20 protein-coding genes are annotated in these 20,728 nt (G+C 44.2%); 6 read left to right on the forward strand and 14 right to left on the reverse strand.

Annotated features, from left to right (window positions below; translation table 11 throughout):
- The first annotated feature begins 128 nt into the window (after positions 1 to 128).
- A complete protein-coding gene (gene dapE / locus RTJ53_RS02140) occupies positions 129 to 1,367 on the forward strand; it encodes a succinyl-diaminopimelate desuccinylase (RefSeq protein WP_312275641.1) in 1,239 nt (412 codons plus the stop codon).
- Between the two features lie 228 nt (positions 1,368 to 1,595).
- Here the strand turns inward: dapE and iscX are convergent, their stop codons facing one another.
- The 6 genes from iscX to RTJ53_RS02170 form a co-directional block, all read right to left on the reverse strand.
- On the reverse strand, positions 1,596 to 1,796 hold the full coding sequence (gene iscX / locus RTJ53_RS02145) for a Fe-S cluster assembly protein IscX (RefSeq protein ID WP_007116656.1): 201 nt from the start codon (positions 1,794 to 1,796) through the stop codon (positions 1,596 to 1,598).
- A 13-nt stretch (positions 1,797 to 1,809) separates the two neighbouring features.
- Complete coding sequence (locus RTJ53_RS02150) at positions 1,810 to 2,322, reverse strand: acyl-CoA thioesterase (protein WP_312275642.1); 513 nt, start codon at positions 2,320 to 2,322, stop codon at positions 1,810 to 1,812.
- Positions 2,323 to 2,410: 88 nt separating this feature from the next.
- Positions 2,411 to 3,799, reverse strand: a complete 1,389-nt coding sequence (locus RTJ53_RS02155) for an NAD(P)(+) transhydrogenase (Re/Si-specific) subunit beta (protein ID WP_095355761.1) — start codon at positions 3,797 to 3,799, stop codon at positions 2,411 to 2,413.
- 11 nt (positions 3,800 to 3,810) lie between these two features.
- The gene (locus RTJ53_RS02160; RefSeq protein WP_101963738.1) at positions 3,811 to 4,173 is read right to left on the reverse strand and encodes a proton-translocating transhydrogenase family protein; all 363 of its coding nucleotides are present in this window, start codon (positions 4,171 to 4,173) and stop codon (positions 3,811 to 3,813) included.
- A gap of 43 nt (positions 4,174 to 4,216) precedes the next feature.
- On the reverse strand, positions 4,217 to 5,338 hold the full coding sequence (locus tag RTJ53_RS02165; protein ID WP_312275643.1) for a Re/Si-specific NAD(P)(+) transhydrogenase subunit alpha: 1,122 nt from the start codon (positions 5,336 to 5,338) through the stop codon (positions 4,217 to 4,219).
- 222 nt (positions 5,339 to 5,560) lie between these two features.
- Positions 5,561 to 6,610, reverse strand: a complete 1,050-nt coding sequence (locus RTJ53_RS02170) for a ribonuclease Z (protein WP_312275644.1) — start codon at positions 6,608 to 6,610, stop codon at positions 5,561 to 5,563.
- Between the two features lie 455 nt (positions 6,611 to 7,065).
- On the opposite strand from RTJ53_RS02170, the gene RTJ53_RS02175 reads away from it, so the two are divergent.
- Complete coding sequence (locus tag RTJ53_RS02175) at positions 7,066 to 7,347, forward strand: hypothetical protein (RefSeq protein ID WP_312275645.1); 282 nt, start codon at positions 7,066 to 7,068, stop codon at positions 7,345 to 7,347.
- A gap of 128 nt (positions 7,348 to 7,475) precedes the next feature.
- Positions 7,476 to 9,143 carry a sigma-54-dependent transcriptional regulator gene (locus RTJ53_RS02180; RefSeq protein WP_312275646.1) on the forward strand — a complete coding sequence of 556 codons (1,668 nt, stop codon included), beginning with the start codon at positions 7,476 to 7,478 and terminating at the stop codon, positions 9,141 to 9,143.
- Here RTJ53_RS02180 and RTJ53_RS02185 read toward each other — a convergent pair.
- The 7 genes from RTJ53_RS02185 to pheA form a co-directional block, all read right to left on the reverse strand.
- Entirely contained in the window at positions 9,140 to 9,688 is a 549-nt protein-coding gene (locus RTJ53_RS02185) for a hypothetical protein (protein WP_312275647.1), read from the reverse strand. The genes RTJ53_RS02180 and RTJ53_RS02185 overlap by 4 nt on opposite strands.
- Positions 9,689 to 9,728: 40 nt before the next feature.
- Entirely contained in the window at positions 9,729 to 10,256 is a 528-nt protein-coding gene (gene folB / locus RTJ53_RS02190) for a dihydroneopterin aldolase (protein ID WP_312275648.1), read from the reverse strand.
- Positions 10,257 to 10,267: 11 nt separating this feature from the next.
- Positions 10,268 to 11,266 carry an EamA family transporter RarD gene (gene rarD / locus RTJ53_RS02195; protein WP_312275649.1) on the reverse strand — a complete coding sequence of 333 codons (999 nt, stop codon included), beginning with the start codon at positions 11,264 to 11,266 and terminating at the stop codon, positions 10,268 to 10,270.
- Positions 11,267 to 11,391: 125 nt separating this feature from the next.
- Complete coding sequence (locus tag RTJ53_RS02200) at positions 11,392 to 13,626, reverse strand: bifunctional prephenate dehydrogenase/3-phosphoshikimate 1-carboxyvinyltransferase (protein ID WP_312275650.1); 2,235 nt, start codon at positions 13,624 to 13,626, stop codon at positions 11,392 to 11,394.
- Positions 13,627 to 14,517, reverse strand: a complete 891-nt coding sequence (locus RTJ53_RS02205; protein WP_312275651.1) for a DMT family transporter — start codon at positions 14,515 to 14,517, stop codon at positions 13,627 to 13,629.
- Positions 14,518 to 14,521: 4 nt separating this feature from the next.
- Positions 14,522 to 15,607 carry a histidinol-phosphate transaminase gene (gene hisC / locus RTJ53_RS02210; RefSeq protein ID WP_312275652.1) on the reverse strand — a complete coding sequence of 362 codons (1,086 nt, stop codon included), beginning with the start codon at positions 15,605 to 15,607 and terminating at the stop codon, positions 14,522 to 14,524.
- 54 nt (positions 15,608 to 15,661) lie between these two features.
- Positions 15,662 to 16,762 (reverse strand): prephenate dehydratase, encoded by a 1,101-nt coding sequence (gene pheA / locus RTJ53_RS02215; protein WP_050324445.1) that lies wholly within the window; start codon positions 16,760 to 16,762, stop codon positions 15,662 to 15,664.
- A gap of 408 nt (positions 16,763 to 17,170) precedes the next feature.
- Between pheA and RTJ53_RS02220 the strand changes: the two genes are divergently transcribed.
- The gene (locus RTJ53_RS02220; RefSeq protein ID WP_312275653.1) at positions 17,171 to 18,109 is read left to right on the forward strand and encodes a transaldolase; all 939 of its coding nucleotides are present in this window, start codon (positions 17,171 to 17,173) and stop codon (positions 18,107 to 18,109) included.
- Between the two features lie 86 nt (positions 18,110 to 18,195).
- Here RTJ53_RS02220 and RTJ53_RS02225 read toward each other — a convergent pair whose 3' ends face one another.
- Positions 18,196 to 18,732 (reverse strand): adenine phosphoribosyltransferase, encoded by a 537-nt coding sequence (locus tag RTJ53_RS02225; RefSeq protein WP_312275654.1) that lies wholly within the window; start codon positions 18,730 to 18,732, stop codon positions 18,196 to 18,198.
- Positions 18,733 to 19,100: 368 nt separating this feature from the next.
- Between RTJ53_RS02225 and rubA the strand changes: the two genes are divergently transcribed.
- Positions 19,101 to 19,265: a rubredoxin RubA gene (rubA, locus tag RTJ53_RS02230; RefSeq protein ID WP_036589380.1), complete on the forward strand. Its 165-nt coding sequence runs from the start codon at positions 19,101 to 19,103 to the stop codon at positions 19,263 to 19,265.
- Positions 19,266 to 19,286: 21 nt separating this feature from the next.
- Positions 19,287 to 20,726, forward strand: a complete 1,440-nt coding sequence (locus tag RTJ53_RS02235; protein WP_312275655.1) for an FAD-dependent oxidoreductase — start codon at positions 19,287 to 19,289, stop codon at positions 20,724 to 20,726.
- Positions 20,727 to 20,728 lie beyond the last annotated feature (2 nt).

The following is a 20,728-nucleotide window of genomic DNA, read 5'->3' on the forward strand; positions in this document are numbered from 1 at the left end:
CAGAAAAAAAAGCGTATTGTAGCCAAAATGCTAAGCGATTGCGAACAATGCGACCCGCTAAGGCGCTAATTTATGCTAATATGCAGCGCAAATAAGCGAGATTTTTGAGAGATTTTGAGGAAACGACGATGACTGATTATGCCAGTAACGCCACTAATTTAGACCACCTTCAAGCGCAAACCTTAGCACTGAGTTTACAGTTGATGCGCGAGCCATCAGTGACGCCAACTGACCTTGACTGTCAAAATATACTGGCTGAGCGGCTTAACCACCTCGGCTTTGATTGTGAGTTTTTATACTTTGGCGAAAAAGGCACAACAGGACGCGAAGCAGAAGTCAAAAATTTATGGGCAATTCGTCAAGGTCGTGGGCAGACGCAGGCGCCCGTCTTATGTTTTGCAGGACATACCGACGTCGTGCCCACGGGCGATGTCAGCCAATGGACTTATCCGCCATTTGAACCTACTATCAAAGATGGCATACTATATGGGCGTGGTGCTGCAGACATGAAAACAGCAATTGCGGCATTTACTGTCGCTGTTGAAAACTTTGTCGCCAAGCACCCCAATCATCACGGTTCAATTGCCTTTTTAATCACCGCTGATGAAGAAGGTCCTTCGGTCAACGGTACAATCAAAGTGGTGGAAACATTGCAATCGCGTAACCAACCCATAACCTATTGCTTGATTGGCGAACCCTCTAGTACTCACACCTTGGGCGATATCATCAAAAATGGTCGCCGTGGCTCGCTTGGCGCCGTTTTGACGGTCACCGGCAAACAAGGCCATGTTGCCTACCCGCATTTGGCAGTTAACCCCATTCATTATGCTTTGCCAGCACTGTCCGAGCTTTGCAGCCAAACTTGGGACAATGGCAATGCGTATTTTCCTGCCACCACCCTGCAAATCTCAAACCTTCATGCAGGCACTGGGGCTAACAATGTGATTCCTGCAACTTTAAGCGCCGAGTTTAATTTTCGTTTTTCCACTGAGACCAACGATGAGAAACTTAAAGCGACTACCCATGCGATTTTTGACAAGCATTTTCAAGACGGTGCAGCTAGTTATCACATCAATTGGAAATTATCGGGCAACCCATTTTTGACGCCGCAAGGCAACCTCGTCGGCGCCTGTCAATCCGCGATTAAAGCCGTGACGGGGACAGATACAGAGCTTTCAACCACAGGCGGCACTTCAGATGGTCGTTTTATCGCAACGTTGAATGTTGAAAATAGGTCGCCTGAAGTGGTTGAGCTTGGCGTGCGTAATGCGACCATCCACCAAATTGATGAATGTGTAGAGGTTGAAGATTTGGGCAAACTTGCCGCAATTTATGAGCAAATATTACAAAACTTACTGTTAAACTAAATACTGTTAACCCAAATACTGCATGATAGCAACCCAGTGATACGGCTAATTTTGGTGGGTTGGCAATCTTCGTAAGGGTGGCAAATGATTATTTACCCAAGCTAAATGACATCAAAAACTGTTATTTTTGGCTGACGCATTAAGCAAACGCGAGTCATTTTTCATGGGTAAATTAATTTAGCTGCTGCTCATTAACAATCTAGTATGAAGAAGAACCTAGCATGACGCTCAATCTAGTTCGTCTAGCCAAGCCATTTGAATCGCTTCTAGTTGTTTTTCGGTGGATTTGGTTGGGTCATCGCCAAATTCTTCTAACTGCGTCACATACCGATGCAAATCGGTAAAACGAATATATTGTACGTCTTCATCAGGGTATTTTTCAGAAAGTTGAATGGCAATTTCTAACGTGTCGTTCCATTTGAGGGACATATTTTTTCTCCAGTTATTTGATGAGAGTGAGTTTTTTGATTTCGTTAAGATTGTCTTGCCAAGTTTTGATGACAGGATGAACTTGTTCATCTTGCTGTACAATGACGCTGGTCGGTTGCACTTGCCCATCTAGCATCAATACAATTTTGGTCAATGCCACCACATTTAAGTCATTTTTCACCCAAAACTCGTGGCGAAAATACAGGTATTTTTTATCCCAAGCCAATAGTTGACTGCGAAGCGCCAATTTATCAAACAAAAAGCTTTCTTTGATGTAAGTTAATTGTTGCGATGCAATCACCCAACCAAGCTCGTCCATCGGGCGTTGCTGCATCAGCCACTGCTGGATGTTGAGCTCAATAAAGCTTAAGTAGCGATAATTAGGCACATGGTGACGAAACCCCATATCATGTGGCAAAATCCGGTAGTGACGGACGATCGCATCGCTATAGCTTGGTTTAGATGACTTTGCTTTATCGGATTTTAGCATCAAGCATAAGATAAGGTAACGAAGTAATAAATTCATGAATTTTCCTTGTGATATCCGCCTGATTATAGCAAATAAAAAACCCTGACTAAACTGGTTAGTCAGGGTTGATTAAAGTCACAAAAACTTAGTGACCTGTGCCATTGATATGGCGAATCATGTCTTCCACCACTTTTTTGGCATCGCCAAAGATCATCATGGTTTTGTCCATATAGAATAAGCTATTATCAAGACCTGCGTAGCCGGCACTCATTGAGCGTTTGATGACCATCACGGTTTGCGCTTTATTTGCTTCAAGAATTGGCATACCAAAGATGGGTGAGTTTGGATCGTCTTTTGCCGCTGGGTTGACAACGTCATTGGCACCGATAATCAGCACAACGTCTGTACCGGCAAAGTCGGAGTTGATTTCATCCATTTCTAAGATGTCTTCATACGGTACATCTGCTTCAGCCAATAGTACGTTCATATGACCTGGCATACGACCTGCCACGGGATGAATCGCAAAACGCACGTCCACGCCTTCTTCTTTAAGCATTTCATAAAGCTCTTTTACCGCATTTTGGGCGCGGCCTTGCGCCATACCATACCCTGGCACAATGACGACACTGCTAGAGTTTTCCATCATAAAGGCGGCATCTTCAGGTGAGCCTGTACGGTAAGTTTTGGGTCCCGTGTCTTCTTCTGTCGCAGCAGCTGAGCTGCTTGACATACCGCCAAACAATACGTTCAGAAGTGAACGGTTCATGGCTTTACACATAATGTAGGACAAAATCGCCCCAGATGAACCCACCAGCGACCCTGCGATAATTAGCATTGAGTTGCCTAGGGTAAAACCGATACCGGCTGCCGCCCACCCAGAGAATGAGTTGAGTAGTGATACCACCACAGGCATATCACCGCCGCCAATCGGCGCAATCCACATCCAGCCAAAAATAATAGCCAGAATGGTCATGGCATAAAACGCTGGCATGGATTGGGTGGTAAAATACATAATACCAAACGCTAACATCGCGATGAATAATAACGCTTGGACAGGTTTTACCCAAGTGCCTTTAAGCGTCTTTGCCCAGCTTTTTGCCGCCAATTTACCAAAAGCAAACATTGATGCTGAAAAGGTAATTGCACCAATAAAACAGCCCACAAACAACTCAAACCGCGCGATGGTGCTATGCTCGACGCCTGTATGCAATACGCTCGCTAGTGCGATGGCAACCGCCGATAGACCCACTAAAGAGTGCATCAAAGCCACGGTTTCGGGCATTTGCGTCATGGCAACAGTACGTGCTTTCCAAGTACCAACCACAGCGCCTAGCACCATCGCGCCAACAATTAATACAAATACCGGACTGGGTGCCAAGAAAAAGGTAGTGATAATGGCAATCGCCATACCTATCATACCGAATCGGTTACCACGGATGGCTGTTTTTGGGCTTGATAAACCCCGTAAGGTTAAAATAAATAGCACCGCACCAATCAAATAAAACCAATCCGCATGTTGGGCGACCCAATTCAAATTCTCATTCATCAAGCATTTCCTTCTTTGTTTGGCTCAGCTTTGGCTTTTTTATCTTTTGATTTAAACATCGCTAACATACGTTCCGTCACCGAAAAACCACCAAAAATATTGATGCTAGCTAAAAATACCGCAAACGCCCCCAATAAGCTGGTTGGGGTAAACATATTGCCACCGATGCTGACGGTCTGCAGCATGGCACCGACGATGACAATACTGGATAATGCATTAGTCACCGCCATGAGTGGGGTATGCAGTGCAGGTGTTACCCCCCAAACCACGTAATAACCCACAAAAATAGCCAAAACAAAGATACTAAAGATTGCCACAAATGGGGTGGCAGATGTCGCAGACGCTAATAGGGTCAATAACATAAAACCTCCTAACCTCGATAGGTAAAATTAAATGAAAATTAGGTTAGCGACTGGCTAACAATACTTGACCTTGGCTAGTAACCAGCAAGGCTTTTTGGATTTCATCTTCTGGATTGAGCGCAAACACTTTATTGTCATCCATCAAGGTTGCAAAAAAGTTATATAAATTGTTGGCATACAATGCCGATGACTGCGCCGCCAAGGTCGATGGAATATTGGGCACACCCATGATAGTGACACCGTTTGGGGTAATGATATTTTGTCCGACCACTGAGCCTTCTACGTTACCGCCTGTTTCCACGGCCATATCGAGTAGAATTGAGCCAGATTTCATTTTATCGATGGTAGCTTGGTGTATCAAACGCGGGGCGTTGCGACCAGGAATTTGAGCCGTGGTAATCACGATATCTGCTTGACTGACCGCTTTATCGACAACCGCAGCTTGGTCTTTGATATATTGCTCAGACGGTGTCCAGGCATAGCCGCCTGTGTCTTTGGCTTTGGCTTTTTCCTCATCGCTCATGGGGACATCGAGCCATTTACCACCCACTGACTCCACTTGATCACGCACGGTGGGACGTAAGTCACTGGCTTCTACAACGGCACCCAAACGACGAGCGGTAGCAATTGCTTGCAGACCCGCGACGCCTACGCCTAGGATGACAATACGCGCAGGTTTCACCGTACCTGCCGATGTCATAAACATGGGGAAAGGACGACCAAACTGGTTGGCAGCCAAAATCACCGCTTTATAACCTGCCAAGTTGGCTTGGGATGACAGCACGTCCATGTTCTGCGCCCGCGACAAAGTTCGTGGCAATAGCTCCATGGCATATACTTTGGCGTGGCGATTGGCATAGTCCTGCAAATTGGCATTGCGATACGGATTCATCATGCCGATGACAATCGCTTCTTGTTTTAGCTGGTTGATTTGTTCAATCGTCAAGCTATTGACCGTCAGCACCACATCACTTGTTGAGATCGCATCCTCAACAATTTGTGCCCCTGCTTGTTCCAACGCATCATTGGTAATAAACGAACCTTTACCCGCATTGCGTTCGACCACAATACTGTGACCCAACTTGATGAATTTTTTAATAGTATCGGGGGTAATCGCAATCCGATTTTCATATAATGCAGTTTCTTTTGGTACACCAATTTGCATACACTCTCCTCAAGCGGTTCGGTTGGATTCTCAATCCACAACTGACGATTGGCTAAGACAGTTATAAATTAAAAAAATGATGATTAAATTACCATAAATATAATTAATTATGCAAAATAATTCTAGGCGGAATAACAAGTAAATTTGACTGGTGCGTATAAAAAAAAGTTATCAATAAAATTTTTTACAAAATTTTCTTTTAACAAGATAGCTTTCTAAGGGTTAATTTATTTGCGTATTGCGTTTTTTAACGTTGTCATTATTGATTTCAAATTCATCAAAATCTTGGGCAAGCCAAAAATTACCTTGATAATTTACAGCAACTTCTGCCCGAATATCTGACATATTCAAAGTTTTGCTACTAGGTTTATCAAAAGGTTGAAAACGCGCGCTAAAATGGGTCAAAATCAGGTTTTTTAACTGTGATAGCTGCGCAAACTCGGCAACTTGCTTGGCGGTTGAATGCATGGGGTCAAAATAGTTAGGGGCTACTTTTCGTTTATCAGCGATTGCTTGGGTATAAGTCGCCTCGTGTACTAGCACATCGGTATCTGATATGGCATCGGCTAATAGCTCAGGTGAGTCATTGTCGCCTGCGACTATCAGCACGGTTTTATGCAGCGTGGTGGTGACAAAATCCGCGGATTTTAGCAAGGTGTTATCATCTAGATTGACGTCAATACCGTATTTAAGTTTACCCCATAGCCGTTTATCTAGCACGTTAAGCTCGGTGAGTTTTTGGGTCAATAAGGTTTTTTTGGACAGGCGCTGGGTGAATTTAAATGCATGGCTAGGGATGCGGTGTGATAGCGCAATCACGTCAACTTGTAGCTGATGGCCGTCTGTCAAATCCAGCGTGACAGGTTGGTAACTATCCCCCTGCATTCTATTTTCAATGGCGATAAAATTAATGTCAAAACTTATCATCAGCGCTGTCGTGGCTTGCACGGCGGCAAGATAATCGGCAATGGCTTGCGGGGCGATAAGGGTTAGCGGTTGCTTGCGTCCACTCATCGCCATACTTGCCAGTAAACCTGGCAAACCATAACAGTGGTCGCCATGTATATGGGTGATGCAAATCAATTCTAGTTGCATTACGGACAACGGGGTTTTGAGTAATTGGTGCTGGGTGGCTTCTCCACAGTCCACCAATATCCAAGGGATATTTTTTGCTTTGCTATAAGGATTGATGAGTGATACAGCAAGCGCGGTGACGTTGCGGTATTTAGTGGGTATCCCTGCTGATGTGCCCAAAAAAGTGAGTGTTAACATGATTGCCTCATGATCAAACGAGTATTACATCGTTATAGTGAATGTTTATCAATTTAACTATAAAATAAAATGCGCTAACAAATTTCACAACAACTTTTGACTGGGCTATGGCAATGACTTTAACGCATCCTTTTAACTCTTAGCCCCTAGTCTTTAACCATTAGCCCTTAGCTTTTAACTTTTGCCCGTTATGCTGTGTCTGACAAATTCAGCAATTTTTCTTTAATCATTAGCCTTGTGCTTGGCGATAGGCGGATTTGGGGCGTGTTTTGTTACGAGTGCAACGGCTGGCGCATGGCTTTACCCGTTTACATTTTAAAAATTTGGTAACAGATAATAGCAATAATAATTTGGCAAGCGGGTTATTATTGGAGATGATTTCACTGAGTTTTGGTATACTCAATGCTGCTTGTATCACCTCTTATATCACCTACGGAACACAATAAGGAAATGCTATGTTCAAGTTTTTTACTCTATTATGTTTCTCATTAAGTTTATTTGGCTGCCAAGCTGTTAGCCCAGCTCAGCAAAACCCCCAACCTATGCATCAGCCCATCAAAAAACCTGAGATGGTGTGCACCATGCAATATGATCCTGTCTGCGTCAAAACTATCAATAATGGCATCGTTCGCTATCAAACCTATGGCAACGCCTGTATGGCGAATAATAGCGTCAATGCTATGGACAAGACCATGAGTGTCACCAAAGGTGCTTGTGAGTCGGAGGCTAGCAAGTGACTGGGCTATTATAACTTAGCCCGCCATAACGTCTGCACTAGCTTGTTTTGCCATAGCTTACTGACGATAAAACAAGCGAAGTGTTATAATCTCCTCTAATTACTTTGTGTTAAAGGTGTTGCATCTGTATGGCATTAGCGCTGATTATTGATGATGAAGTAGATTTGTGTCGCTTGATGCAGATGACACTCAAAAAAATGGGCATTGAAACCAAAGTCGCCTATGACTATGCGACCGGCATCAGCCATCTTAGCGAATATAGTTTTGACTTTTGCTTAACCGATCTCAAACTTCCAGACGGAACAGGACTAGATATCGTCAAGCTTATCAATAAAAATTATGCCAAAACTCCCGTGGCAGTGATTACCGCTCACGGTAGTATGGATTTGGCGATTGAAGCGTTAAAATTGGGCGCTTTTGATTTTGTCAACAAGCCACTTGAGCTGTCGCGGCTACGCCAGTTGGTCGAAAACGCCTTAAAGGTGGCGGAAAATTCCAATAAACTCAATTGTAAAGAAGTCTATGATCCTTTTAGCAATCGCTTAATCGGACAATCTAACGCCATTGCCCAGCTCAAAACCACCATCCAAAAGTTGGCGCGTAGCCAAGCGCCCGTATTTTTGTGGGGTGAGTCTGGTACTGGTAAAGAAGTCGTTGCCAAGCTGATTCATGATTTAAGCCCGCGCTGCTCTGCCAATTTTGTGCCTGTTAACTGCGGCGCCATCCCATCAGAGTTGATGGAAAGCGAGTTCTTTGGGCACAAAAAAGGCAGCTTTACTGGGGCTACCGCAGATAAAGAAGGGTTATTCCAACAAGCAAATGGCGGCACGCTATTTTTGGATGAAGTAGCGGATTTGCCGATTTCAATGCAAGTCAAATTATTACGCGCGATACAAGAAAAGAAAATCCGCCCAATTGGGAGCACCCAAGAGATTGCCGTGGATGTGCGCCTTTTATCCGCTACCCATAAAAATTTGGCTAAGCTTGTCGAAACCGGTGAATTTAGACAAGATTTATATTATCGCATCAATGTGATTGAAGTAAAATTACCAAGTCTCAATGAACGGCGTGATGATATTTTACTGTTAGCCAATCATTTTATCGCTTTGATTGCAGACGATTGGGGACTAGCGCAGCCACCGACATTATCGAATGAAGCCGCTGTTCAATTGGCAAACCATCACTTTGCAGGCAACGTACGTGAATTAAGAAATATCTTAGAGCGCGCGATTACCCTAGCTGATGATAATGTGATTGAAGCCCATCATTTGAATTTGCCATTATCAGCGGCCAACGTACCGCCTGACACTCATAACATCCATGAAATCACAGAAACTCCCAATCACCCCGTCTTATCAACACTGAGTCAACCGAGCGCGTTACAAGTTTCGCCCTTAGCTGAAGCTAAATCCGCTTCCAACAGCCCCATCAATACTTCCTATAGCAGCAACTTGTTTGCAACTGGTTATAAAGTCAAACCCAATATTCAACTTGCGCCCACACCGACCCAATCCACCCATGAATCGTTAACTTTAGATGCGCCGATAGGGAGTATCAATGCGCCTAATTTAGCCCACCCCCCTGTTGAGGAAGGTCAGCTGCCTGAAGAAGGGCTTGAAGAATATTTGATGAATCAAGAACGCAAAGTCATTATCGCAGCACTCAACCACAGTGGTTGGAATCGCACCCAAGCCGCCAAATTATTAAATACAACGTTTCGCTCACTCCGCTACCGTATGAAAAAATTGGGCATTGATAGTGACAGTGATATTAATATTGAGAGCGATGAGGATTAAAAACTTCGGATAAAGGACAAATCGATATTTTTTGATAAATCTACTATCCCTACTTGGTCATAGCAAGCTAACGGAAACCGACGGCGGATGCCTAACCACTGGTTTGCTGATTTAGCAAATAGCACAAATCGATTGCCTTTTTCATCGAGGCTTTGGTCGATATTGTCAATTTGATGCAGGCATTTTACCGCAATGATATCAATGTCTAACGTAACAGCAGGTTTTTGGTACAGAAGTCTGTCTTGTTGCTGTTCAAACTTCTTGGTGATTTGTAACCACTGCCAATAATCCATTGGCTGCGCAAATGCTAAATAAGCCACTTGGTTAAAATAAACCCGTCTATTTGGTGTTTGCTTGTTTAAGTCATCGTTTAAATTGGTATCACTACAGGTATCTTCACTGGGATGAATTGCACTGAGGGTCAAAGTACCAAAGTTTTGCATCCAGTCTTTGGCTTTTTGTAAATAATAAGGTTGTTTGACATTACTGGCTAACGACAAAACACAGGCTTCGATGACTATGACATCACGCGGTGGTACACTCATACTCAAATGCTCAAATAAACATATTTTTTGCTTAGGCTAATTAATTTTGCCGAAAACGGGTAATTTTAACCCCAACACTATCGGCTTGTTTGATGGCGGTGGGCTTGTGAATCGTCACTGTGACTTTTTCTGGGGCAAATTCTGCCAAAATCATCTCAGCGACCAATTGCGCTAATCGCTCTAACAGCGCCACTTTGTTGGCAATGCTCACTTCAGCCACGCGCTCACTGACACTTTTATAGTTGATGGCATCTTGAATATTATCAGTCTTCGACGCTTGGTATTGACAGCCTACCATTTCAATGTCAAAAATCAGCGGTTGGGTTATTTGCTGTTCCCACTCATAGACCCCAATCACGGCATCGACTTTGAGTCCCTTGACAAATACTGTATCCGTTGTATTGCCCGTCAGCTTGATTGGCTGACTGTTGGACTTTTCGTTTGCAATCGCATATAAGGCATCCGCCGCTGAATATAGCGATTCATGCATGGTTTTTTGTGTGGTAGCTTGCGTGGTATCATGGGGCGTTTCAAGCTTAGTTTGTTGGGTGGTTTCTGGTGTGGTCATTTTTACTCTCGTTAGGTATTTCGTTGTTTGATTAAATCATAACTAAAAAATACCAACCCTGTCCAAATAAAGGCAAAGGTAATCAATTTATAAATATTAAAAGGCTCATGATACAAGAATATCGCCAATAAAAAAATCATGGATGGGGTCAAATAATTTAAAAAGCTCAATAAGCTAAAATTAACCATTTTGGTGGCTTTATTAAACATGAGCAAAGGTATCAAGGTCACAGGCCCTGCAATCATCAATAAAAAAATTGATGGCGACAGCCAAAAATCTAACTGACTACTAGCAACATCATGCATAGCAAACCAGCCAATAAAGATAGGTACCAATAGCGCCGTTTCGATAAACATCGCAGACAGCGCGTCAAGCGGAGTATGGCGATGCATCAAACCATACACAGAAAAGCTACTCGCCAACACTAACGATACCCATGGCAATTTACCCAGCACGACCAGCTGAATCACCACGCCTATCGCTGCCAAAATCACTGCCATCCATTGCAAAGGACGCAGTTTTTCTTTGATGACCACTAGCGATAGTAAAATACCCACCAACGGACCAATATAATAGCCCAAACTGGCTTCCAAAATCTGATCATGATTGACTGCCCACACGTACACCAACCAATTGACTGAGATAATCGCCCCCGAAACGGCAGTATAAAGTAGCCATTTTGGGTTGGCTTGAATCACTTTTAACCAGTGCCAGTTTTTGGTCACTGTCATGATCAGTAAAATCGTGACAAACGTCCAAATAATTCGATGCCCAATGATTTCAATCGCATCATACTCTTTGAGTAGCTTAAAATACAGCGGGAAAAACCCCCAAATTAAAAAAGCAGCCAGTGCGGTCAATACCCCTTTAGGGGTGGTCACTACGGTTGGTTTTTCATGGTCAGTACTATCAACGGCACGGGTCGAAATGTCACTATTGATGATATCAATGGTTTGACTTTCGGAGATTTGACTTTTAAGGATTTGATTTTCGGGGATTTTATTTTTCATTAACACAACGATAAATTTTATTTTTTATAAAAAAGTAAAAACTAAGAAAGTCATAGTCTATCTTAGTTTTCATGTCATCCATGTAAAGACTTGCGACAGTGATACAAGTTTAGCTCACCTAGGGTTTAGTCAGTCACTACTTTAACTTGCAATCCTGCACTATTGACCAGTTCAGCAAAGTTAGGGAAGCTAGTATTGACCGTTTCAGTACCATGAATGGTAATCGTATCACTTGCGCGCAAACTTGCCACAGTAAAACTCATGGCAATGCGATGGTCATGGTGACACTCAATCTCACCGCCCCCAAAGACCTGTGCCACATCACCGCGACCTTCAATTTCAATGCCATCATCGAGTACGGTACAGGCAATTCCTAAGGTTTTTAGCCCATCTGCCATGACTTGAATACGGTCAGATTCTTTAACGCGTAACTCAGCTGCGCCATGTAGCACGGTTTTACCCGTGGCACAACTTGCTGCCACAAACAGCACAGGGAATTCATCAATGGCGAGTGGCACCAAGTGCTCAGGAATCTCAATACCTTGCAACTTTGAGGATTTCACCACGATATCGGCAACTGGCTCACCGCCAACGGTGGTTTCATTGGTCAATGTCAAATCAGCGCCCATCAGCTTTAAGATATCAATCACCCCGGTGCGCGTGGGATTGATACCCACTTGTTTGATGGTCACATTGCCTTGTTGGGCGATGGCGCCTGCCACCATAAAAAATGCCGCGGATGAAATATCAGCAGGCACTGCGATATCACACGCCGTTAATTCGCCGCCCCCTGTCACACTAATTTGATTGCCATTGTGCACTTTTGACACTGTCACAGGATAACCAAATGCTGTCAGCATGCGCTCGGTATGATCGCGCGTCACTTCTGGCTCAATCACCGTGGTAGTGCCTTGTGCCCATAGCCCTGCTAGCAGCAAACACGATTTGACCTGCGCTGATGCCATCGGCATTTCATAGCTGATACCTGTTAAAGTTTGATTGCCGGTGATGCTAATCGGCGGTGTGCCCTTCTCGCCCGTGGTTTGGATTTTGGCACCCATGTCACGCAGAGGCTTGGCGACGCGTTCCATGGGACGTTTGGATAAACTCGGGTCGCCCGTCATCACCGAATCAAATTTTTGTGCCGATAAAATACCTGATAACAAGCGCATACTGGTGCCTGAATTACCCATGTATAGCGGATCATGCGAGGGTTTTAACCCATGTAATCCAACCCCATGAATCACTACCCTGCCTTGGTTTGGACCTTCAATCACTACGCCCATATCACGAAAGGCTTGCAAAGTAGCGAGTGCGTCTTCACCTTCCAAAAACCCTGTCACCGTGGTGGTGCCTTTGGCTAACGAACCAAACATAATCGAACGGTGAGAAATAGACTTGTCTCCCGCGACAGTGTGACTGCCTTCAAATTGTTGGGCGGGGGCGATAACGTAAGTTTGCTTCATGGCTTGTTTTTCCAAATAAGGCGTTTTATTTAACATATGTCCAAAATGTTGTCGGGCGGCTTGGGCTTGGGTCAATATACCTAGCATCTGCTCAGAATCATTGGTCTCAATAATTGCTTTCAACTGGCTTAATTGCTCACTAAATTCATCAATGGCATCGATTAGCGCGGTTTTATTGGCATAAAAAATATCATGCCACATGGTTGGGTCGCTGGCTGCGATACGGGTAAAATCCCGAAAGCCACCCGCCGCGAAACGAAAAATATCCATATTGTCGTTGTGCTTGGCTAGTTGCGCGACTAGATTGTAGGCTAGCAAGTGGGGTAAATGGCTGGTACGCGCGAGCACCTTATCATGATAATCCGCTGGCATGGTCACCACTTCTGCGCCAGTCTGCGCCCATAGTGCAATCACTTTTTTAACGGCTTGTTTGCTGGTGGTATCTAGCGGCGTTAAGATAATTTTATGGTTATCAAATAGTTTGGCATTACGCGCATCAATCCCTGATTTCTCTGCGCCGGCTATCGGATGGGCCGGCACAAAACCTTTCGGCATATCCTCACCAAACACTGCGCTAGCGTCTGCAATGATATTGCCTTTGGTACTGCCCACATCCATGATAATGGTTTTATCGGTAATTATGGGTTTGATTTGTTCAAAAATCTTTTTGACCGCCTGTACCGGCGTGGCTATTACCACCAAGTCTGACCCTTGCACTGCCAGGGCAGCATCATCAAACCCTGCATCAAGCAGTCCGTAGTTGATACCTTTGTCAATGGTTGATTGTGAACGGCTGACAGCCACAATTGATTTGGCCAATTTTTTATCACGCATGGCTTGTGCCAAACTCGCGCCGATGAGCCCTAGCCCAATAAAACACACTTTTTCAAACATTTAACTTACCGATTTTTTATAATTTGCTAAAAAGACTGCCAATGCAATCAAAATCCCACCCAACATAGTGCTGGTGGTGATTGTTTCGCCCAATAAAACCACACCCAACAATACCGCAATGAGCGGAATAAAATAAATATACAGCGAGGTTTTTACCACGCCCAAATTCTTATTGGCATTGGTCCACAACACAAAACACAAGGCGGAAGCGATACCACCTAAAAACAGCAAATTTGCCAGATTAATGGGCGTAAACGCGTGCAGGTTGATAAAGGCTTCACCTGTCACAAGCATATACAGCGACGCGGTGATTATGCCATACAAAAACACTTTACGCATGCGCACCATCGGGTTGAGCGCATCTTTAATCGCACTGTTAGCAAAGCCAAAGAACGACCACGCCAACCCACTTAATAGCGCCAAAATATTACCCAGCATGCCATTGGTTAAATTCATCGGCTGATTAGCTAGTACTAATGCCACGCCAGCCAACGCCATCACACAGGCAATTAAAAGCAACTTGCTAAAGGCATGCGTTTTAATGATAAAACTGGCAATCAGCACCGTAAACAAGGGGGATGCTGTGACTAGCAATGCCGCATTACTGCTATAGGTGTATAGCAATGCGGTATTTTCTAGCAAAAAGTACAAGGTGATACCGCAAAGCCCCGACAAAAAATACAACACTTCGTTTTTTACACTGCTAAAGGTTCGCAGTCTAGGTGACATTGCAAACAATAACCCATAGGCAAATAACGACCGATACAGCAAAATCTGAATGGGTGACATATCCGCCAGCAACACCTTAGTGCTTGCTAATGTTGTTCCCCAAACGATGACCACAAATAACGCTAAAAAATGCCAAAATACTTCACGATTTTTTTCTAACATTGACTTAGCTCAATACCTGCGCCAACGTATCTAAAAAACGGTTAATTTCTTCAGGCAACCCCACGCTCACGCGTATCCAGGCTGGCAGACCGTAGCCAACCATCGGCCGCACTACCACACCTTGCTCAATCAATGTTTGGTAGATATCCATGCCATCGCCGACATTGACCATCACAAAGTTGGTCGCTGATTTGACATAGACGACACCTAAGCTATCCAAGCCATCATATAAGGCTTGTTTTTGCTCATGGTTAAATACCAAATATTGGTTAATAAAATGTTGGTCTTTAATTGCCGCTGTGGCGGCGGCATGCGCCAATGTACTGGTATTAAACGACTGACGCGTATAATTTAAAATCTCGGCAATGCTTGCGCTGCTTACTGCATAACCAATGCGCAAGGCTGCCAGTCCATAAGCTTTGGAAAAACTACGTAGCACAATGACATTGTCATACTCTTGGGTCAAATCTACACAGCTGAGCGTTGGCACAAATTCGATGTAAGCCTCATCAATCACCACCAACACCTCCGATGGCACTTTTTTGATGAATTTAATCAAATCATCTTTGGCGAGCACGGTGCCGGTGGGGTTGTTGGGATTGGTGATAATCACCATTTTACAATTGGCGGTTTGATTGACCGTCTCAAGCATCGCAGGCAAATCATGAGCAAAATTTTTGGCAGCGACTTGTTGGGTTCGCTCACTAATACCCAAAGACGCCAACTCGTAATCCGAAAACGCGTATTGAGAATACACAATCACATCATCGCCATCGGCAAAGCTTGCAGTAATGTTATTGAGTAACTCATTAGAGCCATTACCCAACACAATTTGTTTTGTTTCACAGCCCAAAAAATCGGCTAACGCTTGTTTAAGCCCCTGCCCTGCGCCATCAGGATAACGCGATAATTCCCCCAGTTTTGACGTGATTGCCAAGGTCACGTGTGGCGAGCAGCCCGTGGGGTTTTCATTGCTCGCCAATTTGACGATGTCACCCAAGCCATACTCACGGGTCAGCTCTTCATTGGATTTATCCATTTCATAAGCTTTTAACTGCTCAATACTGTGATTGACCGATTGGATCGTCATATCAAAACCTTTAGTTGATGATTGATACTGATAAAATTTTATTGCCAAAAACGGTTAAATCACCGCTTTTGGATAAGCGCCTAGTACCCGTAAATCTTTGACTTGCGGGCGAATCTCAGCGAGGGCGGCCTGCATGTTGGCATCGTCAATATGACCAAGCATATCAATAAAGAACACATAAGCCCATTTGTTTGGCCGCTCTGGGCGGGTTTCGATACTGGTCATCGATACCCCATGTTTTGCGAGTGGCTGCAATATTTGAATCAGCGCGCCCGCCTGATCTTTGGCTGCCACTAAAATCGAGGTTTTATCTTGACCTGACGGCGCTACTGCTTCGCGGCCAATGATTAAAAAACGTGTGGTATTGGACGGGGTATCTTCGATGTTTTCAAATAGTTTGTGCAAATTATATTCGCTTGCTGCCACTTCCCCTGCAATAGCGGCTGAGTGCCACTCATTTTTGATACGCCGCGCCGCTTCACCATTGCTAGAGACTGCCACACGCTCGACATTGGGATAATGGGTATCTAACCATTGGCGACATTGTGCAAGCGCTTGGCTGTGGGCATAAATTTTTGAAATCGCGCCCACTTTGGTATGCTCACCCACCAAAAACTGATGATGCACCGGTAATTCCACCTCGCCAATGATTTTCAGATCGGAGGATAAGAAGCCATCAAGGGTATGGTTAACCACGCCTTCTGAGGAATTTTCCACAGGGACGACGCCATACATCGCAGAGCCGGCTTCCACTTCACGAAACACATCAGCAATGGTCGATAGCGGCACTGTTGTGGCGGCTTTGCCAAAATGCTTCAGCGCTGCCATGTGGGTAAAGGTGCCTGCAGGCCCTAAATAAGCAATTTTTTGTGGGGCTTCTAAGTCTAAGCATACTGACATAATCTCGCGGAATAAACGTGCCATTTTATCGGCAGGGAGTGGACCCTCATTACGCGCCATCACCTTTTTTAGCACCTGCGCTTCCCGCTCTGGGCGATAAAAAATCGGATTGTCTTCTTGCGTCTTTTTGGCTTTGGCTACTTGCACCGCATAGCCTGCTCGCTCGTTGATTAATCGCTGGATTTTTTCATCCACTTCATCAATTTTTTGGCGAAGTCCAATTAATTCATCATTGCTCATCGTTTGTTCATTCATAAAATTACAACTCAACAGTCAACACTGACCTGCGCGATAGGATTGAGGGTCATAAATCACAGGCAGCCTAGCTTGAAATATACCTTGAAATATATAAAGATACCAAATGGCTTTATAGCAGAAATTGCCTAATACTAGCACAAATCACGCCTGTTAATCGAGTTTCGCTCGGCGCTTTTTCATCACAAATAGTGATATAGACACAATATTTTTGGCATACCCTAAAAAAAAATTGGATTTTTTGGCTTGGCGCTTAACAAATACTTGCAAAATAGAAAAAAAACTAGCGATTGTCACAATGTTTGTGATAGCTTTTGACATAGGTTAAACAACATTGAATGAAACCATACTATTTTGTCGGTGATAGGTTATCAGTGACATGCAGCAATTTGACATTTAGGAAAGTACATGACGAGCAGCTTAAACCAACTAAAAATGATGACAACCATTGTGGCAGATACTGGGGATTTGCAAGCGATTGCCCGCTTAAAACCAGTCGATGCGACCACCAACCCAAGCTTGATTACCAAGGCATTGTCAGCGCCACAAATGCAGCCTATTTTAATTGAGACATTAAAAAAATACCGCAATGATATGGATGCGGTGATTGATGAGCTCACCATTTATATTGGCACCGAAATTTTAAAACTGATTGATGGTCGTGTTTCCACTGAAGTTGACGCAAGGTTGTCTTACGATACCGATGGCACCATTGTCAAAGCGCAGCAATTTATCAAAGCGTATGAAGCCGCTGGGATTGATAAAAAACGCGTACTTATCAAAATCGCTGGCACCTGGGAAGGCATTCAAGCCGCCAAAGCACTAGAGCAACAAGGTATCCATTGTAATGTGACGCTGCTATTTGGCTTGCACCAAGCCAAAGCCTGTGCTGATGCCGATGTTACCTTGATTTCGCCATTTGTCGGACGGATTTTGGATTGGCAGAAAAAAGATGAAGGGCTCGATAGCATCGAAATCAGCCGGGATAAAGGCGTGAGCTCAGTCAAAACTATCTATCATTACTTCAAACAGCATGGCTACACTACCCAAATCATGGGCGCGAGCTTTCGCAGCATTGAGCAAATATTGGCATTGGCAGGTTGTGACTTATTGACTATTGCGCCTGATTTGCTAGACCAACTTGCCACGATGGACGTCAAAGTCGAGCGTCAGCTATTCCCAGACATGAAATTTATTGACCTCAAAAAACAAACCCTCGATGAGACCCAATTTGCCGAGCAACATGCGCTTGATCCTATCAGCCAAGAATTATTATCTGCAGGTATTGAAGGCTTTATCCAAGCTCGAGAAGCGTTAGAGCAAACCTTGAGAGGCTTGGTTAACTAAAGTTTTGATAAATGAAGCTTGGTTCATTAAATTTTCATTAGCGGCTAATCATGTCCTTTAATGATGATTAGCCCCATGCCATCCCACTAACCTTTAGCTTGCAACACGGTATAAAGTGGTATAGCAAGCGGTTGATGCAAGTCCACCAAATCAAGCAGTACAAGTGCGCCTAATACTTGATGTCCTGCGGACTCACAAAGTCCCACCGCAGCGCTCAAGGTACCGCCTGTCGCCAATATATCGTCCACCAACAACACATTCGCGGGCGCAAGTCCCGCCTGCATCTCTAAAGTATCACTACCATACTCTAGCGCATAGCTTTTATTCGCCACAGGCGGGGGCAGCTTGCCTTCTTTGCGTACCAACACCATGCCTTTGCCCGTTCGACCCGCCAACAGGCTAGCAAAAATAAACCCCCGTGCTTCAATGGCGCCAAAGCAATCAACCGCCTCAAATACTGGCTGTGGTATCGCTGCCAGTAACGCATCGATTACCGCATTGACGTGAGCGCGCAATAATGGCGTGATATCATAAAACTCAATGCCTTGTTTGGGAAAATCAGGTACCACTCTGATGATTTGCCAAAATGGGTGTGCTGAATCAGGGGTGATAGTCGATTGCATAGGATTTACCTAGTTAAGTAAAAATTAAGTGTTAAGTAAAAATTAAGTAAAAATTGCTAAAGCGTACCTCATTCTAGCAATTTTTTCCTGCTGAGCCAATCAAGGTCATAGATGGCGTTAAGCCTCTACTTTGACCATGATTAATAGGCTAGTCTTGGGCAAACTGATTTAAAGATTTGCGATATGGGATTGAATGTTGCCTGTCATTGGCTTGCTTGTTTCAGTGCATACTTGTAAACTATCGCAAGTTAAATTTTTAGGTGATTGCGCAAGTTTTGCATGGTTAACATACTGCTCGGCATTGTAATTGCAATTTTTATCCTTATCTTCAATAGCAAAAGTTACAACTAACATGGGGAAAGTTATCAATGAAAAAATATCAATGTATCGTGTGTGGTTGGGTGTATGATGAGGCACTGGGCTGCCCAGAAGAAGGCATCCTTCCGGGTACACGCTGGGAAGATATTCCCGAAGATTGGACTTGCCCTGAATGTGGGGTTAGCAAAGTGGACTTTGAAATGATTGAACTATAATAAATATAATAGGGTTTTATCATGCAATCAACTAACAATGTCAATAGTGCGAGTGTCGATAGTGCCAGTGACAATAGTGTAAGTCTAGACAGTATCAGTTCAAATGACGCGCCTATTGCGCAACTGTCAAATACACAACCACAACCCGTTATCATTATTGGCTCAGGCATGGCGGGCTATACGCTGGCGCGTGAGCTCAGAAAGTTAACGACTAGCTTGCCTATTGTCATGGTGTGTCAAGACAGTGGTGATAGCTACGCTAAGCCAACCTTGTCAAATGCCTATGCGCAAAACAAACTTGCCGATAGCATTGCCAATGCGAGCGCGGCAAAAATGGCAGAAACGTTAAACCTCACCCTATTAAATTTTCATCAAGTCACTGATATTAATGCCGCTGAACAAGTCATTGTGGTTCGCTCGTTAGTCAATCAAGCTTCTCAAACAACGCTTGCGTATCGAGATTTGGTATTGGCGACAGGCGCGCATTCTAGACTGTTACCCAATCTAGCTGTCAATCACCAAACCATTTTTGCCGTGAATCATTTAGATGAGTACAAAAGCTTTCAGCAGCGCCTAAACACCCTAAAATCTCAAAAATCAGCGCCCGTTAAGGTAGCGATTATTGGTGCAGGGTTGATTGGTTGTGAATTTGCCAATGATTTGATTGGTCAAAATACAGATAACCAGACCGCTGACATCACAGTGGCAGTGTTTGATAAAGCGGCACGCCCATTAGCTCAGCAACTCCCTAGCCAAGCAGGTATCATGCTACAAGACGCTTTGACTCAGTCAGGGGTGGCATTTTATTTAGGCACTGATATCACCAGTATCACGACAAACCTTAATACAAATATTGACACAAGCGATAATGCAACTGTGACCATCTCGTTTGACAGGGATAAGCAATCACAAACCTTTGAGGCGGATATTGTTTTGATAGCGATTGGTTTGGTGGCTAATACTGACCTTGCCGCATCTGCGAACATTGCCATAGCATCGTCACAGCACCTCAATCCTACAATAACCCATTTACCAAGAACAGTGCAGCAAGGCATCAAGGTCGATGCCTACCTAGCCACATCGGCAAAGCATATTTATGCCATTGGCGATTGTGCCAACGTGATGGGTAGCTATATGCCATATGTCATGCCATTGATGAACCAAGCCAAAGCCTTGGCAAAAACCCTGGCTGACCCTAATATGGCACCGACCAAAGTGGCGTATCCTGCCATGCCAGTGGCTATCAAGACACCTAGTTTACCTTTGGTGGTATTACCCGTATCAGGGCAGTACAGTGACGATCAACTGTATTGGCAAACGACCCCAACGACTGATGGTATGGTCATGACCGCTCATCCAAAAGATGGCTCTAATAGCATTTTAGGGTTTGTATTAGCGGGTAAAGAAGCAGCAAAACAGCGCTTAACGTTAACCAAGCAAGTGGCGGATTGGCTGTCTTAGTT

It is taken from the genome of Moraxella sp. CTOTU46711, assembly GCF_031975715.1.
In the GTDB taxonomy this organism is placed as follows: Bacteria; Pseudomonadota; Gammaproteobacteria; order Pseudomonadales; family Moraxellaceae; genus Faucicola.

Bases quoted from the DNA above. Each gene is read 5' to 3' on its own strand.
- RTJ53_RS02165 (WP_312275643.1), bottom strand. From the start codon at position 5,338: ATGCAAATTGGTGTACCAAAAGAAACTGCATTATATGAAAATCGGATT.
- RTJ53_RS02220 (WP_312275653.1), top strand. From the start codon at position 17,171: ATGACGAGCAGCTTAAACCAACTAAAAATGATGACAACCATTGTGGCA.
- RTJ53_RS02180 (WP_312275646.1), top strand. From the start codon at position 7,476: ATGGCATTAGCGCTGATTATTGATGATGAAGTAGATTTGTGTCGCTTG.
- RTJ53_RS02225 (WP_312275654.1), bottom strand. From the start codon at position 18,732: ATGCAATCGACTATCACCCCTGATTCAGCACACCCATTTTGGCAAATC.
- RTJ53_RS02170 (WP_312275644.1), bottom strand. From the start codon at position 6,610: ATGTTAACACTCACTTTTTTGGGCACATCAGCAGGGATACCCACTAAA.
- hisC (WP_312275652.1), bottom strand. From the start codon at position 15,607: ATGACGATCCAATCGGTCAATCACAGTATTGAGCAGTTAAAAGCTTAT.
- RTJ53_RS02205 (WP_312275651.1), bottom strand. From the start codon at position 14,517: ATGTTAGAAAAAAATCGTGAAGTATTTTGGCATTTTTTAGCGTTATTT.
- RTJ53_RS02235 (WP_312275655.1), top strand. From the start codon at position 19,287: ATGCAATCAACTAACAATGTCAATAGTGCGAGTGTCGATAGTGCCAGT.
- pheA (WP_050324445.1), bottom strand. From the start codon at position 16,762: ATGAATGAACAAACGATGAGCAATGATGAATTAATTGGACTTCGCCAA.
- dapE (WP_312275641.1), top strand. From the start codon at position 129: ATGACTGATTATGCCAGTAACGCCACTAATTTAGACCACCTTCAAGCG.
- rubA (WP_036589380.1), top strand. From the start codon at position 19,101: ATGAAAAAATATCAATGTATCGTGTGTGGTTGGGTGTATGATGAGGCA.
- iscX (WP_007116656.1), bottom strand. From the start codon at position 1,796: ATGTCCCTCAAATGGAACGACACGTTAGAAATTGCCATTCAACTTTCT.
- RTJ53_RS02175 (WP_312275645.1), top strand. From the start codon at position 7,066: ATGTTCAAGTTTTTTACTCTATTATGTTTCTCATTAAGTTTATTTGGC.
- RTJ53_RS02150 (WP_312275642.1), bottom strand. From the start codon at position 2,322: ATGAATTTATTACTTCGTTACCTTATCTTATGCTTGATGCTAAAATCC.
- rarD (WP_312275649.1), bottom strand. From the start codon at position 11,266: ATGAAAAATAAAATCCCCGAAAATCAAATCCTTAAAAGTCAAATCTCC.
- RTJ53_RS02160 (WP_101963738.1), bottom strand. From the start codon at position 4,173: ATGTTATTGACCCTATTAGCGTCTGCGACATCTGCCACCCCATTTGTG.
- folB (WP_312275648.1), bottom strand. From the start codon at position 10,256: ATGACCACACCAGAAACCACCCAACAAACTAAGCTTGAAACGCCCCAT.
- RTJ53_RS02185 (WP_312275647.1), bottom strand. From the start codon at position 9,688: ATGAGTGTACCACCGCGTGATGTCATAGTCATCGAAGCCTGTGTTTTG.
- RTJ53_RS02200 (WP_312275650.1), bottom strand. From the start codon at position 13,626: ATGTTTGAAAAAGTGTGTTTTATTGGGCTAGGGCTCATCGGCGCGAGT.